This is a genomic window from Pandoraea sp. SD6-2 (assembly GCF_000389825.1).
GTDB classification, from domain to species: domain Bacteria; phylum Pseudomonadota; class Gammaproteobacteria; order Burkholderiales; family Burkholderiaceae; genus Pandoraea; species Pandoraea communis.
Genome location: NZ_KB944436.1, coordinates 1 through 13,555 on the forward strand (window position 1 = coordinate 1; position 13,555 = coordinate 13,555).

Consider the following 13,555-nt stretch of genomic DNA (forward strand, 5'->3'; position numbering starts at 1 on the left):
CCGATGCTGCCCGCAACGTTCACCACGTCAGCTACGCTCACACCACTACCTCCATTTTGGGCGTCTGCACCTTAGCCGTCGCCGTGGCATTGCCCTGAGACCGCACCTTCGCCGTGGCTGGCCGTCCATCCTGATGAATCACAACGTCGACGTGTACCCGCCCACCATCTGCCGTCACAGGCGACGGAGACTGTCCCGGCAGGTTTGCGGAAGCAATGCGCGGTGAGTTGCTATATAGCCCCGTGCCTCCCATCCGCGCCTGCACTTGCTCCACGTAATTGCGGGTTTCCTGCGGGGCATTCTCCATGCCTTTGCGCTGCAAGTTGCCCTGGCCCCAGTTGTACCCCGCGAGGGCCTTGCTGAGATCGCCGCCGTTCTGCTTGAGAAGGTCCCGGTACATCTGCGCCGCTGTCGTTGCCGACTTCGTCAGGTCGTATGGGTCATCCAGGCCATACTGTTTGGCCGTCCCATCCATGAACTGGAAATGCCCCTTGGCGCCAGCGGACGAAAGCATGTTTGTGCCTCGCCCCGACTCCTGCGCCCAGACGCTATCGAGGAGCCCTTTCGGCAATCCGTACTGCGTCTCAAGCCGCGAAAAAAGTGCGTCCGATTCCGCGCTCGATTTGCCTGTGCCTGACTGAAGGCGAAGACCTGCGGCGATGTCTGCATTCGATTTCCCAGTGAGGCGATCCCAACCTGCCCCCAGAAAACTCATGGCCGGCAGGCTGGCCGACGCTGCCCACCAATTTCCGGCGGCAACATCGCTCGCTCCTTTTGCGGAATTCGTGTCGGGAAGGCCCGCTGCCTTCGCTAATTTCAGGGCTCCCCACGCAGCAACGCCGGCGGCGCCGAGGGTACCCAGCGCGGCGACGGCGCTTGGAACAGCGACCGTCGCAAGCGAAGTGAGATTGCCAATGATGGAGACGATGCCAGCGATCGGGGCGGCAAATGTGATGGCCGCGAGTGCGACTGCGACGCCTTTTACGCCCCCTATCGCGTCCACAAAGCCTGATACCTCGCTGGCAGTTTTTTCCCAATCAACCTGCTCAAGCCACTTTGCGAACCGCTCGACGTACTCCGCGACCTTGGTCGCCGCAACGGCACCGTACTGATCCACCAGGCGCTGCACGACTGCGATGGTCCGCTCCAGAGCGGGTGCCATGGCCTCACCAAACGAGTACTTGAGCTTTGTGCCGGACGCCTCGAGCTTGATCATCTGCTCGTTGTACGCCGCCGCTCGCTTCAGTTGCTCGTCACTCAGGACGAGCCCCATGTCTTTCGCCTTCTTAACGAAGGCATCGATACCGGATTCGCCCTTTTGAAGCATGGGCAGCAACGATCCGACGCCGAACACGTCGGCGATCAGCGCCTGCGTCTGGACGTTGCCCTTCTGCTTCACGATCGCGTTTGCGACGTCCTTGAGCGCGCGGGTCGCATCCACCGCACCATCTTTCGTGCGATGTAGACTGATGCCGAACTTCTGCATCATCACAAACGCATCTTGATTTCGACCATAGGTCGCATCTTCGATGGTCTTGCCGAGCGTCTTCAACGACCCCGTCATCTCGTCGGCAGAAAGGCCGGCGAGCTTGGCCGCCCCTCGGTAGGCCTGAAGGTCCGCAGTCGAGACGCCGATGGCAGCGGACGTCTTCAGTACCTCTGCCCCCATCTTGCCCCACTCGTTCGTCATCAGGGCAATCCCAGCGATCGATCCGAGCCCCGCGATACCCGCGAGCGGCGCAACAATTCCTAGTAGGCTACGACCAGCATCCGCGGCGGCATATCCAATGCGACGGATACCGCGCGCGACCTTCGTTACGCCGGTTTCGTCGCTCAATGCCTTGAGCGAGCGGCCGACATCCGCGAACGGCTTGCGAAGGGTTGCGGCTGCGTCATTCATCTTCTTTGACGACGCAGTCACCCGATCAATCGGCTTCGTGATCCGCTGCATCGACGCTTCAATCTTCTTCGCCACCGCTGACGCCCTATCGGCTGCCGTGATGGTGATCTGATACGCATTACCAGCCATCAGACCTCCTCCATGGTGTGTCGAATGCGTTTAGCCTGGTCTCTCCACCAAGCCAGCTTTGAAAGCGATAGGCGCTCCGCGTCGAGCGGGCCCCAACGAAAAAAATAGGTGACGTCGGCGATTACGTCGGCGACTCCGTCGGGCCATCGTCGGTAAAACCCGCCAGATACTCGTTCGCCTCCGTGAAATCACGTTGACTGAGCTTTTCGACTGCCGACTTGGGCAGTCCAGAAACAAGATGGATCAGCATGATCCCGATGCCAATGTTCGAACCGCCGGTTGTCGTGGCCTTGTCGAGTTCACCAGCGGTCGGCTCGCGCAGGTCGAGCTTGTCGTAAATGACTTCACTCTCGCCGCTACCGAGCTTCACAGGCTTGCGAAGCTTGAGGGTCTTTTCGTCAGGTTGGCTCATATTCAGCTCGTCGTTTCAGAAACTTGGGGACCTTCCCACTTCACTTCGATCGTTGCATCCGTCGCTTTGGCCGTCTGATCCTCAACCGTCCACATGTTCCGGCCGATGATCGTCTTGCCGTTCGCGAGTTGAGCGACGACCGTCACGTTGTCCATTGCATTGAGGTCGGCGACGGTGAGGTTGCCCGCATCGCGCAAGCTGGCAGAGATCGAGCCGGGGCGCGGTTTCTCGCTGAAACCATGAACCCCGTCTTGACCAGATAGCGTCTCCCGCGTCTTCGACGACGGGTTGTATTCGAAGTCCCCCACCAGCAGGTAATTCGTTCCATCGACAGTGATGCTTGCTGTGCCGGCAAGGCGATTCGGATTACCTGCCATGAGGAATCTCCAGAAAAAGAAAAAGGCGCCACGAAGGCGCCTGGAATCAATTGTGTTAGCTCAAGCGGAACTGCATGAGCAATGCGAACACGCGCAACTGCGCGATCAACACCGCCGGGTAGATCACGTCCACGCGGTTCGGATTCGTGCTGTTCTGCTGGACGATGAGTCCTTGCGCAAACACTGCACTCTGCTGTACGAAGCCGTCATACTCGAGCTGCTGGTACTGAGCGATCAGATCGGCCTTGATGATGGCCGGCGTCACAATCGACGAGCCGGGGGCAAATCGCGTGCCATCTGCCGCAAGCTTCATTCGCGAGTACTTGCTTGTCACCACGGAACGCAGGGCCCGCAGGACATAGGCCAGAGTGAACAGCGTTTCCACTTCCAGATAGCTGTCGTCCGGCTGCCCGAAGCTATTCTGTTGGTAGGTGGTGATCAGGTTTTCGATGGCGACCGTGCCATCGCTTGCGACGGTGAACGTCGAAATTCCGTCCCACAGCAGGGTGTTTCTGTCGCTCAGCGCGAAGCGCGACGCCAGCGGCGGGGCAAGGAAGCTCGACAGCGCCAACGTCTGTACCGGTCGAGCGGGATCCGCGCGAACCGATGTCGCTACGGTGCCCGCCAAGTCGGCAGCAAGAATCCATGCCGGTGTCGGCGAATCGTTGAACCCCATGACAGACACATGCTCGTCGTTTCGGGTATTGCCGAACGTCGTGAGAGCGCCAAGGGTCCCTCGATATCCCGCGAACGCATGGCCATAGATCTGCTTGCTCCAACTCCATCGGCCGGTCGTAGAACTCAGGAATGCCTTCATGGCATCCAGAGAGTTCGCATCCGTATAGGGGAACGCGATGAAATCAAACTCTTGGTCGAGGAGGTTCGCGAATCCCGTCGTCAGCGCCGGATTGACCGCGCCCCCGGCCATCGGCGTAATCGTCAACCCAAGGGCCGCCGGCAGCGTCTCGCCACTTGCTGCGCCCCGATAGTTGATCCGCATATCGATGTCGTTGCCGGCCAGCCCTTTGTTCTTCGCGGTGACGGTCACCGTCGAAGTCGCAACAGTCGCGGTCACGGGAAGATCCGACTGGGCGTTGATCGCTGCCGCAAGAGCGGCGGCTATCTGCCCGGCCGTTTGCGTGGCGGTAACCGTTACGGTCACCGGAGGCGTACCCTTGACTGCGGCGATGTACAGATAGATCACACCGGTGGCCGTAGGGGGTGCCGAGATCGCAATGCTTCCCGAGGCAGCGACGGCGCTGGCATCGTCTGCCAAGGGCAGATACCAGACCTCGCCAAACGGGTCGGCTTGACGGTACGCTGCGGTCATGAGCGCGAGCATTGAGCCGGCGCCGCCCACCGACTTTGCCTCGGTTGCACCCTGCGAGATTTGCGGAACGCCCGGCGTCCCAGTCCCGGCCGATGTAATCTGCCCGATGATCAACGCACGCTGCGTCGATGCACCGCTGTTCGCCTGACTGTTGTCGAGTTCGGCATGGAACAGGGGAACCCGCAGATTCTGCGGAATGGTTTTGAAGGGAACAGTCACTTGGCGTTCTCCAAAACAAAAAACCCGCCGAAGCGGGTTGATTGTTCAATTCATTGAGGTGTTTTAAGCGCTCTTTCCTGGCTTTGCGGACGGCGCATCGGGCAGTACTTCAGAGACCCGGATTGCATCGCCGTCGTTGATACGGCGCACCCAATACAGGTCAAACTCCCCGACTTCCTGTCCGGATTCGGGGACGAATTGCTTCGTTTCGGGATCGCGTAGCTTGATCCCAGGTGCCGGCTTGATAAACATCGCCGCTCCTCAGAGTTGTGGACGAATGATGATTCCGGGTTGCGGCGTGCCGTCCGGGACGGATACGGCGATTTGCACTTCGTCGATCGCCACCGCCGGAATCGGAAAGAAGTCTTCCGGCCCCTGGTAGAACTTGACCTCGATATGCATGATCAGCTCAGCCATGGGCATGTCGCCCTCGGATGAGGTGGATATCTCCGAGTCGATAGAAGCGAATTGCTCGATGAGCGATCCGCCTTCCGAGTCATTCCAGATCAGCGGGTTGTTGATCAGCGCAACCTCGATCTGCGCCTTCAGTCGCTCGGCCGCAGCCAGAGCAACCGCCGAACCCTCATCGCCAACCTGAGCGGGCGAGATGGTCCGAGCGACCACCTGCAAGGTCGAGTAGACGTCGTATCCGGGCTGAAACGGCCCTTGTGACTCCTTCCGCTCCTTCGGCGCACGCACCAAGACACACGGGTATGCATCACCCATCGTCGGCCAATCAAAGGGGGAAAACACGGAATCACCGGCGTCAGTCGAGCCCTTTAGGGCCTCGATGAACTTGGTGCGGATGTCTGCCGAGGTAGTCACGATGCCCCCATCTTGCTCAGGATCAGTTTTGCGCCGCCGCGGCTGTCGACTCGAACGTCTTTCACGACGTAAGCGCCGCCGGTGCGAACGACCGTCAACTGGTCGTTCTGGGCTGGCGGCACGCCAAACTGCGATAACTGAACGCCAAGAACGGCCTGAACGGTTGTCATCTCGACGGATGCGTCCGAGAAGAGCATTTCCTTCTGGTACGCGTCATCGAACACCCCGTTGATCGTCAACGGCGCGCCGGCGCGCGGCCGATACTGCACCGGCTCACCGAACACGCCAACTAAGGGACCGAGAACCTCGGCGTCCCAATTGACGGGCATTTAAGCCTCCGAACGGCCGCTGAACAGAACTTCCGGACGAGTGCAGATGTGAAGCGGGTAGGAACTCACTTCCATCTTCCACCACTCGTTGCGGTCGCGATCCATGATCGGCACCACGTACACCGGTTTGCCCGGGGTGTTGACCCACTGGAACGACTCGCCTGGTGCCAAGGCACGACGGAACACACCCGGCGCGCCGACGGGGAAAAACTTGACCTTGTCGTCCGGGATCTTGATGGTCGCGTTGTCGTCCGACCCGCGGTAGTTCAGCCACTTGATGCCACCGAACTCAAAGGCCGAGAATGCGCCGCCGGCGCTGCCGCCGCGAATTTCCTGAGCGTCGCTCCAGTTCACGAACGTACGAATCACGTCCGGATGATTCACAAACTGGTCGTAAAACGCATCGCCGCACAGCGCGAATACCTTGGTAGACGGCGTGAACGCACCTTGCGCCTTCCGTGCCATTGCCCGGGTGATCTGGTTGCAAAGCGGGCGCAGAGTGTTCGGCGCCGCGGCAGCAAGATTGAAAGCGAATTCGGGCGCCGGCGTGATGCCGAACTCCTGAAACCAGTTGTAGCGCACCGTGCCGTCGGCATCGGTGAACAGTCCTTGCACGGCAGCAAGGCGCTGGTACTCCCAGGTGTACTCGATGTTCTTCAGCAGGCCGGTCGGCCCCGCAAGGCGGCGAGCAACTTCGTCCTGCACCTGCATCAGTTCCGACTCCGTGCCAAAGGCACGAATATTCTGAAGCTCGTTGGCGTAGATCGTGTCGGAGTGGCGCAGGCGCGGCACGTCAAAGTAGCGCGCTTGACGCTTCTCGGTGGTGCGTTGCGTACCCTCTTCACCACGCTCACTCAGCGGGATCACGACCAATTGGCCTTGCCGTTGCTCGACAACGAGGGCGGTCGTGCGAATCGGATCGTCCTCGAAGATTTCGAGTTCGCCAAGCGCTTGCGGCTGATACGGATACTTGTCGACCGCAGCGGTCAGCGTGACCGTGGAGAACGGATCCTGGTTGAAAATATCAAGAGATGCCATCTGAACGGCTCCTTCGTAAATGAAAAAGCCGCCCGGAGGCGGCCTGTCTGTTCGTGTCGAGGTTTCGGGGTTAGCGCGGGATGATCTTCAGCGCGAGAAGCTGAGCGAGCGCCGCCGCCTGGGCGGGCGCATCCATCGACGCATCCCAAACCAGCTCTGAGCTGTTCACTTCACAGTCGCGCACCACCAGAGCCCCCGGCGCGTCGTTGAGCGTCGCATCGACCAAGCCGAAAGAAATGCCAGCAGCAATCTGCGAGCCGTCCGTAGCCGTCTTCGTGCACGGAACCCACTTGCCAGCACCCGCGGCGACGAAAACAGTGAAGCTGTCGCCGGGCGCGAACGCCGTGCCACCGGCCGTGATGGTGAAACCGAGTCCGCCAGCGTTGAAAGCCGCGCCTGCCGTGCCGTGGCCGACCTCTTTTCCTGTCGGATCGGAGACTACGAAGTGGGTTGCATCGTCGAATTCGACCGTATAGGCACCTGCCGTGGCCGCGCCAACCGTGATTGCCCCGAACGTGCCATTGCCGACATTCGTTCCCAACGCTGCGGCGGAGGCCACGGTGCCGACTGTCTGTTTGCCCATGACAGTGCCGGGAAGCACTTTGACCGCACCGGAGAAGGTGCCGCGATCGATATGACGGTGGCCACGCGGTTGCGAGACCAGGAAGCCACCGGGATGCCATGCCTCGACAAGAGGCGAGCGAGAAACGTAACTCATGATCAGAGACCCTTTGAGAAGATGAATTGGTTACGCGCGCTTGCCCGTGACCTTCGAAAACGCACGCTCCCACCCCGAACTGGTGGCATGCGCGGAACTGCGCTGCATTTCGCCGCCTGCGCCGAGATTCGGATTCCGCGCGGCCCGCGAGTGATTCGCTGTACTTGCGGCAGGCGAACTGCGCAACACCGCCAACGCTTCCTGTCGAGTCATGCGCGTTTTGAAAGCGAGATTCGCCGCCAATTCGACGTTACGGCCCGCTGACTTCGAACCCATGATGGCGGCGCAGCGCGCCTGTTCACGCAGGCGAGCGCGTGCGACAGCGCTCTTGCCCCGCATCTCACCATCGTCATCTTCGGCATCGGGATCGGTGTCGTCATCGTCTTCTGCCTCGGGGTCGGCGTCGTCTTCGGCACGCTTGCCCTTCTTCCCTTTGCTGGAATCGTCCATTTCGTCGTCTTCAGCATCCGGGTCATCGTTTCGGTCTTCGGCCCGCTTTCCCTTCTTGCCTTTCGAGCCATTACCGTCGTCACGGTCCTGCTCTTCCGGGCTGTCGTCATCCGCGCGACGACCCTGCTTCGTGTCTTCGTCTTCGGGTTTGTCATCTTCAGCGCGCGCGCCGCGAGTCGCAAAGCTGGCGAGATGGGCGAACGAAAGCCCGCGCGCCGCGAGGGAGCGAATAGTCATACCTGTAACCTCTTGGGGTTGGGAAGTGTTAGCCCAGCTCGGCGAGCAGGGAGCGAAATGCCTCATCCGGTGCCATTACGGCATCGGCGAAGCCGATCTCGACGCCGGCGGCGCCTAGGAATGTTGTTGCCTGCGTTTTCCGAACGGTTTCCACTGGCAAATTGCGGTTGCGGGCTACAGTGGCGACGAACAACTCACCCATTTCGTCGACGTCGGACTGAAAGCGCTCCAACGCCTCTTTTGTCAGAGGATTGAATTGATTCCCGTCAGCCTTGCGATCTCCGTACTTGATGATGGTGACGGCCAGCCCCGCCCGATCGATTGCTTTGGATTGATCGATGTGCATGCAGATCACGCCAACCGAACCGGTTCCACCCGTACGGGGGACTGTGATCTGCTCGCACGCACTGGCAAGCGCGTATGCGGCACTGAACGCCGATTCGCTGAGGATAGCGAGCGTCGGCTTAACGCTGCGCGACTCGTATATCAGATCAGCCAAATCAAAGCACCCCGCCACCTCTCCGCCAGGAGAGTCAATCGAAAGCGCGATCGCTCTAACCTTCTTGTCGTTCAATGCCTCAATAAAGTTATGGCGAATGGCGTTGTAACCAAGCATCCCTGAGTACGGCCGGAGGTTGCTGCTTTTCTGTACGAGCGTGCCCGAAATGTCGATGATCGCGACACCTTGGTCGAGGTCGTACGGTGTTTCCTCGTTCGAGTTGCTTGGTCCGTCATCCCATTCATCGTAAGCCAGCGGTTTGATGACCGCCGGCGCGCCGCCAGCAAACTCGATATCGGAGATGCCGAATCTGCTGGCAAGCGCTTTGGCAATAACCTGTCCCTTTGCGGGATGAATAGCAATCGGCACATCGAAGATCCGCGCCGCGGCAAATGGATAGCTTTTCATTGTGGTTCAGGTGCCTCTTCAGGTCTTGCTGCTAGTTCTGCCGGTGCAGCCCCAGTCCATTCCGGGAGCGGGATGCCCAAGCGCTTCATCGCGCCGATTTCCACAGCGCGTTGCGCAAGCACTTCCTCCCAGTCCAGACCTTGCTCTGCGCATTCGCGCTTCAAAGTCGAAAGACCAGCGTCCATGCCCAAAACTGCGCCCTGCTTCTCCTTCACCGGATCCACCCACCCGCGCGCCACGCCCAGCCAGTCGCAGCGCGCATACGCCGTCGCTGCTTCGATAAACTCGGGTGCGTTGCGCGGCAGCACGTCGTCGAGATCGCCTCGTTCCATGGGCTCACGGAGCCACGCTGCAAACAATGGTGTAGCCGTTCCGATCTTGAACTCCGCGTTTCGGCGGCTGAGCGTCTTCCAGCTCTCAAGCAGTGCCGCACGAGCACTGGAATAGTTCGTCTTGCTCCAATCCTGAGTAATCTGCTCCGCCGAGACACCCAGCGCCGCCGCGACCGACCGAAGCATCTCGTGTGCGAAGTCCTCAAACCCATCATGGGGATGAGCCGCGGCGACCTGCTTGATTTCCTCGCCAGGCGCGAGCGTTGGAACGCGCACGCCGTTGAGCATTGCCGGGCGGTCCTTCGCCCAATCCGCGCGGAGGTCCTGATAGAACCCCATCTCCTGGTCACCTTTCTCGGTGTCCATCGCCGCTTCAATCATTGCCGGGTCGTAGGGACTGGTCACGTAAGTCCCGAAGATCGTGGCAACGGTGGCCGCTTGAAGCTCCACGCCGTAATACCGCGCCAGCATCTTCATGTGCGCCAGCACCGGCGTGAACACGCCGATACCGCGATTCTGGCCTGCCCGATCGCGCTCGAAATCGTGAATCACACGGCGCCAGCCATCCTCATCTTCGCGTTCGACCCGCTCCCAAATCATCGATTCTGGGGCGTTGTACCAATCGTTCTGGTGAGCCTTACGAATGTGATACGCGACCGGAACACCGTCATCGTCAATCTCGACGCCACCACGCATGTACTTGGTGTCGACCATCTGATTCGGGTTCGACAGGCGGTCCGGATCGACAACAAGGAACGTCGTCGCGTACTGCGCCGCCCCTCGCCCGACGCGCTCTGGCTTCCAATAGGCGATGAACAAGTCTTCGCCGTCGACCAACTTGTGGCGCAGTCCGAGCCGCATTTGCTGCGAGACGGAAAGCTGCCGCGAGAGGTCGTTGTAGTGCCCCAAGTCCTCGGAGTAGCCACGCCACAGGGCCTCGACCGCCTTGCCAAACTCATCAGCCCACTGGGCGTCGAAGCCCTTGTTGAACCGACGAAGAAATCGCCAGTCGGGACTGGCAGATAGGCGAAGATGTGCACCTACCGTGTTGTCGAGAATGCGAGTGATCCCGCCGTTCGCCCAACCATCATTTCGAGCCAGGTCGCGCGAACGCGAAACCATCCGATCGCGATGCTGATTGATTTCCGAATCCGGAGAACGGATCTGCGGAAACCACTGGCCCATCTCTTGCGTCTGGACGTTGGACGCCTCGTATGGGAAAAGGCTCGAATACGGCGGCTGGGTAACGCCGGGGCCGCCCCACCCATCATCCGCGCGCGCGCGTCCGCCGGCAGGCAAATCCCCGAAGGGCTTTCCCGTTGAATCGACGATAAGTGATGGCATCAAAAAAGTGCCCGACGGGCGCGCGGATAGTGAGTGATGATCCCGAGTGCCTTTTGCAGCATCAGGATGCTTCGGTAAATTCCCATCAAATCGGCCTGCTGATACGTGACCGACTTCGTTCCGTCCCCCTGGTTATAGGTGGCCGTCACGATCTTCGAACCCGACGACAGATCAAAGTAGGCCGCTTGAAGTGCGGCCAACCTCGATTGCATGTCGACGGTGCTCATGCCGTCTGTGATTGCCATGAATTTTCTATGCCAAGCGGTTAGTGAGTTTTTTCCTTGGCGCCGCTACCGCGGTTGTCGCCTGGGGCGGCTCGGTATCGCCCTCCGAGGGCACCGGCGACCACGCCTGCTGTTCCGGATCGTATTGCAGCGGCACTGACACCTGATCAGCGCGCTTGTTCAGCTTCAGACCGAGGTGCGTCAAGCCACAGAGAGCGCCGTAGGCGTACACGCGGCAATCGAGGGCCTCGTTCGCTCGTCCCGACGGCAACTCCCACACTCGATACTTCTGGCCGCCAGACACCTTCACGACCGATCGCTCTGACGTGAGTTGCTCGAAGTAGCCGATGTCTCGATCGGCCGGGAAGTGCATGAAGCCAGGCCCAGGCTCCTCTATGTGGAGTCGATTACGTACCGTGTCCTTTGCCGTATTGACCCCAAGAATTACTGGTCGGAACGATGCCTTCGTGCGCCGAGACGGCTTTTTGACCGGCCAAACAGGGTTGCGTTTTCCGCTTACGGCCGACTCCCCCTTGATGGCCCATATCTTCCGACCTAGCCGGGCCTTGGAGAATTCGTAGACCTTCTGCGTGTGATGGCCACCAGAGTCCATGCACGTCGCCATCGCCTCAAACGGACGCCCATCCGCCCGATGCCAGACCTGATCTAGATACGCATCGAGCTGTTCCCACGGCCCCGGGGTTTCGAGATCACCTTCGATGACTTCGTAGTCGATCGACCAGCTTTCCTCGTTTCTGCCCCAGCCAACAACTTCGATCTCAAATCGATAGTCCTGTACGTCAACACCCACGGTGACAACCGCCACGCCGTCCGGGACTTGGGCTGCCCATCGCTCGCCGCGTGCGACGAGCGCCTCCAGGCGCAAGACCTTGCCCGAGTTCGGACGATATGGCATGCCGGCCTGCGTGTTCCACCATGTCTGCTTCCTTTCTTCGTCGCCTTCGGCCTTCAGCCACTTCGCGGCAATATCGGCTGGCTTGTCCTTCTGCCATGGGCTGTAGAGCTTGCTCGCCTGGAATCCAGCGTGCTCGTTGTCTACCTTCCATTCGCCGCACTCGGGACACTTCGCGCGATAGACGGCGTGACGGTCGCTTTCCCACCAGTCCCACACCTGTCCGATCGCCGCGTCGTCCCTTGTCTCTCGAGCGTCTTCTGGCCCACGCCAGGCGCGCTCGTAGTCGTCCAGGGGTACGTGACGGGCGCCGCAGCATTCGAACGGCTTCGTTTGATGCCAACGAACAGTCTGCAGCGCGCGCAGACGATCACCTTCCGACCATATCTGTCCGCATGACTCGCACGAAATCCGAGCTGTCTTCGGAAAGTGCTCGACCACATTGCCACTGTCATCACGCCGCTTGTCCCAATCAACGTGCTTGAAGAAGTCAGGAAACATGCGGTGCCCACAGTGGGGGCATGCAATCGAGGCGCGACGCTGATCCGACTCCTTGTAGCTCGCCTCGATCCGGCTTTCGTCCTCGACGGTCGGCGAGCATGCGCGAATCGAAAGCCAGTTGACACCGAAAGTCGCTGTCCGCTCCTCTGCCAACGCAATGGGCTCGCCTTCGCGAGTCACCGGATACTTGTCGACCTCGTCAGCAAGGATGACGCGCACCGGGCGACGGGCGAGGTTGTCAGGGCTGCCCGCACCTGCGAGCGCCAAGAACCCACCGGGGAACGCCTTGAATAACAGCGTCTCGTCGGCGTTACGAGTTTTGCTCGTTCCCACCAGTTCACGCAGCGCGGGCGTCACGCGGATCAGTGGACTGATTCGCTCCTTGCTGAACTGTTCTGCTGCGTCCTCCTTCGGCTGCAGCAGGAGAATTGGGCAAGGGTCGAGATGTGCAAAATAGCCGAAGACGTTCTCCAGCAACGCCGTCTTAAGGAGCTGGGTGCTCACCATCGTCGTGACCACATGCACGCCTGGCTCAGTCACCGCGAGCATCGGTCCTCGAGCGACCTCAACCGTCGCCGTCTCCCAGTTTCCAGAGGTGCTCCCAGCTTCCTTCGCGAGCTTGCGGTACTTGTCGGCCCATGCCGGCACGCTAATGCGAGGCGGCGGTGTCCATCCGCGCCGAACAGACGCGCGTAACCTTTCAGCCTTCCCTTTCGGAGAAATTGGCTTCAGGTTCGCCGAGTTGGGCGATTTGCTTGTGGACATGCGCAGTTAGGGCCTCGACAACTCGGTCGGCCTCGACGCCCAGATCGGCTGCCAATATCGGCCCTACCCTGGTCGGCCAGTTAAGCCACGCATCGCGCTGCGCCCGGAACTCCTCGAAGAGGATTGCTGTTGCGGTATCCAGCTCGACGAGAGAGCCAGACTTTCGTTCGTACTCGAGCTGAGCCATCAACCCGAGATAGTTTTCCTTGAAGCAGCGCGCCTCATCAAAGTTGAGTAGCTCAACGTTGCCTGAGAGGATCCGATTCGCCGCGTCGCCGGCACTCTCGCCGGCTTCAAGTGTTACCTCGGCGGCCGCCTGGGTAACAGTCTTTCGTTTGTTACCCTTTGGGGCTTGGGTAACAGTTTGGGTAACAGCCGGAATCCCGTCACGGCGATATCTTTTCAGAAGGGCGTTCGACTGGTCGACGTCGATGTCATCGCCCGCAAACACAAGCCAGCCGCGCTCCTTCCACTTCGTGACCGTCTTTCGACTGACCCCGTGGAGTGACGCGAACTCGCTTTGATTCATGTATGGATCTGTTACCTGTTACCCAAATTTCAAAACTCAGCGCTGGTCGAAATTCGCGAGTCTTCGCTCCCGCCCC

At 60.2% G+C, this 13,555-nt stretch carries 16 protein-coding genes; all 16 read right to left on the minus strand.

Going from position 1 to position 13,555, the window contains the following annotated elements:
• Positions 1 to 37 precede the first annotated feature (37 nt).
• The 16 genes from C266_RS10830 to C266_RS10900 all read right to left on the minus strand — a co-directional run bounded on the left by C266_RS10830 (position 38) and on the right by C266_RS10900 (position 13,479).
• A complete protein-coding gene (locus C266_RS10830) occupies positions 38 to 1,975 on the minus strand; it encodes a transglycosylase SLT domain-containing protein (protein ID WP_144265784.1) in 1,938 nt (645 codons plus the stop codon).
• A 53-nt stretch (positions 1,976 to 2,028) separates the two neighbouring features.
• Complete coding sequence (locus C266_RS27410) at positions 2,029 to 2,151, minus strand: GpE family phage tail protein (RefSeq protein WP_144265785.1); 123 nt, start codon at positions 2,149 to 2,151, stop codon at positions 2,029 to 2,031.
• Positions 2,151 to 2,441 (minus strand): phage tail assembly protein, encoded by a 291-nt coding sequence (locus C266_RS10835; protein WP_010804674.1) that lies wholly within the window; start codon positions 2,439 to 2,441, stop codon positions 2,151 to 2,153. The genes C266_RS27410 and C266_RS10835 overlap by 1 nt, the downstream gene beginning before the upstream one ends.
• Positions 2,442 to 2,443: 2 nt before the next feature.
• Positions 2,444 to 2,818, minus strand: a complete 375-nt coding sequence (locus tag C266_RS10840) for a phage tail tube protein (protein WP_010804675.1) — start codon at positions 2,816 to 2,818, stop codon at positions 2,444 to 2,446.
• 55 nt (positions 2,819 to 2,873) lie between these two features.
• A complete protein-coding gene (locus C266_RS10845) occupies positions 2,874 to 4,367 on the minus strand; it encodes a phage tail sheath subtilisin-like domain-containing protein (protein ID WP_010804676.1) in 1,494 nt (497 codons plus the stop codon).
• Positions 4,368 to 4,430: 63 nt separating this feature from the next.
• Entirely contained in the window at positions 4,431 to 4,619 is a 189-nt protein-coding gene (locus C266_RS10850; protein ID WP_010804677.1) for a DUF2635 domain-containing protein, read from the minus strand.
• 9 nt (positions 4,620 to 4,628) lie between these two features.
• The gene (locus C266_RS10855; protein WP_036662617.1) at positions 4,629 to 5,192 is read right to left on the minus strand and encodes a hypothetical protein; all 564 of its coding nucleotides are present in this window, start codon (positions 5,190 to 5,192) and stop codon (positions 4,629 to 4,631) included.
• The gene (locus C266_RS10860; RefSeq protein ID WP_010804679.1) at positions 5,189 to 5,521 is read right to left on the minus strand and encodes a hypothetical protein; all 333 of its coding nucleotides are present in this window, start codon (positions 5,519 to 5,521) and stop codon (positions 5,189 to 5,191) included. The genes C266_RS10855 and C266_RS10860 overlap by 4 nt, the downstream gene beginning before the upstream one ends.
• Positions 5,522 to 6,559, minus strand: coding sequence for a major capsid protein (locus tag C266_RS10865; protein WP_010804680.1), 1,038 nt, complete (start codon positions 6,557 to 6,559; stop codon positions 5,522 to 5,524).
• A 70-nt stretch (positions 6,560 to 6,629) separates the two neighbouring features.
• Positions 6,630 to 7,277: a head decoration protein gene (locus tag C266_RS10870; protein ID WP_010804681.1), complete on the minus strand. Its 648-nt coding sequence runs from the start codon at positions 7,275 to 7,277 to the stop codon at positions 6,630 to 6,632.
• Between the two features lie 30 nt (positions 7,278 to 7,307).
• Positions 7,308 to 7,964: a hypothetical protein gene (locus tag C266_RS10875; RefSeq protein ID WP_010804682.1), complete on the minus strand. Its 657-nt coding sequence runs from the start codon at positions 7,962 to 7,964 to the stop codon at positions 7,308 to 7,310.
• Positions 7,965 to 7,992: 28 nt separating this feature from the next.
• A complete protein-coding gene (locus C266_RS10880; RefSeq protein WP_010804683.1) occupies positions 7,993 to 8,871 on the minus strand; it encodes a S49 family peptidase in 879 nt (292 codons plus the stop codon).
• Positions 8,868 to 10,547 carry a phage portal protein gene (locus tag C266_RS10885; protein WP_036662619.1) on the minus strand — a complete coding sequence of 560 codons (1,680 nt, stop codon included), beginning with the start codon at positions 10,545 to 10,547 and terminating at the stop codon, positions 8,868 to 8,870. Before C266_RS10885 ends, C266_RS10880 begins: the two co-directional genes overlap by 4 nt.
• The gene (locus C266_RS10890) at positions 10,547 to 10,774 is read right to left on the minus strand and encodes a gpW family protein (RefSeq protein ID WP_246831170.1); all 228 of its coding nucleotides are present in this window, start codon (positions 10,772 to 10,774) and stop codon (positions 10,547 to 10,549) included. The genes C266_RS10885 and C266_RS10890 overlap by 1 nt, the downstream gene beginning before the upstream one ends.
• A gap of 25 nt (positions 10,775 to 10,799) precedes the next feature.
• Entirely contained in the window at positions 10,800 to 12,950 is a 2,151-nt protein-coding gene (locus C266_RS10895; RefSeq protein ID WP_371257064.1) for a phage terminase large subunit family protein, read from the minus strand.
• Positions 12,886 to 13,479, minus strand: a complete 594-nt coding sequence (locus tag C266_RS10900; RefSeq protein ID WP_010804687.1) for a hypothetical protein — start codon at positions 13,477 to 13,479, stop codon at positions 12,886 to 12,888. The genes C266_RS10895 and C266_RS10900 overlap by 65 nt, the downstream gene beginning before the upstream one ends.
• Positions 13,480 to 13,555 lie beyond the last annotated feature (76 nt).

Coding starts and splice junctions, on each gene's coding strand:
- C266_RS10835 (WP_010804674.1), bottom strand. CDS start 2,441: ATGAGCCAACCTGACGAAAAGACCCTCAAGCTTCGCAAGCCTGTGAAG.
- C266_RS10840 (WP_010804675.1), bottom strand. CDS start 2,818: ATGGCAGGTAATCCGAATCGCCTTGCCGGCACAGCAAGCATCACTGTC.
- C266_RS10850 (WP_010804677.1), bottom strand. CDS start 4,619: ATGTTTATCAAGCCGGCACCTGGGATCAAGCTACGCGATCCCGAAACG.
- C266_RS10860 (WP_010804679.1), bottom strand. CDS start 5,521: ATGCCCGTCAATTGGGACGCCGAGGTTCTCGGTCCCTTAGTTGGCGTG.
- C266_RS10865 (WP_010804680.1), bottom strand. CDS start 6,559: ATGGCATCTCTTGATATTTTCAACCAGGATCCGTTCTCCACGGTCACG.
- C266_RS10870 (WP_010804681.1), bottom strand. CDS start 7,277: ATGAGTTACGTTTCTCGCTCGCCTCTTGTCGAGGCATGGCATCCCGGT.
- C266_RS10875 (WP_010804682.1), bottom strand. CDS start 7,964: ATGACTATTCGCTCCCTCGCGGCGCGCGGGCTTTCGTTCGCCCATCTC.
- C266_RS10880 (WP_010804683.1), bottom strand. CDS start 8,871: ATGAAAAGCTATCCATTTGCCGCGGCGCGGATCTTCGATGTGCCGATT.
- C266_RS10885 (WP_036662619.1), bottom strand. CDS start 10,547: ATGCCATCACTTATCGTCGATTCAACGGGAAAGCCCTTCGGGGATTTG.
- C266_RS10890 (WP_246831170.1), bottom strand. CDS start 10,774: ATGAGCACCGTCGACATGCAATCGAGGTTGGCCGCACTTCAAGCGGCC.
- C266_RS10895 (WP_371257064.1), bottom strand. CDS start 12,950: ATGTCCACAAGCAAATCGCCCAACTCGGCGAACCTGAAGCCAATTTCT.
- C266_RS10900 (WP_010804687.1), bottom strand. CDS start 13,479: ATGAATCAAAGCGAGTTCGCGTCACTCCACGGGGTCAGTCGAAAGACG.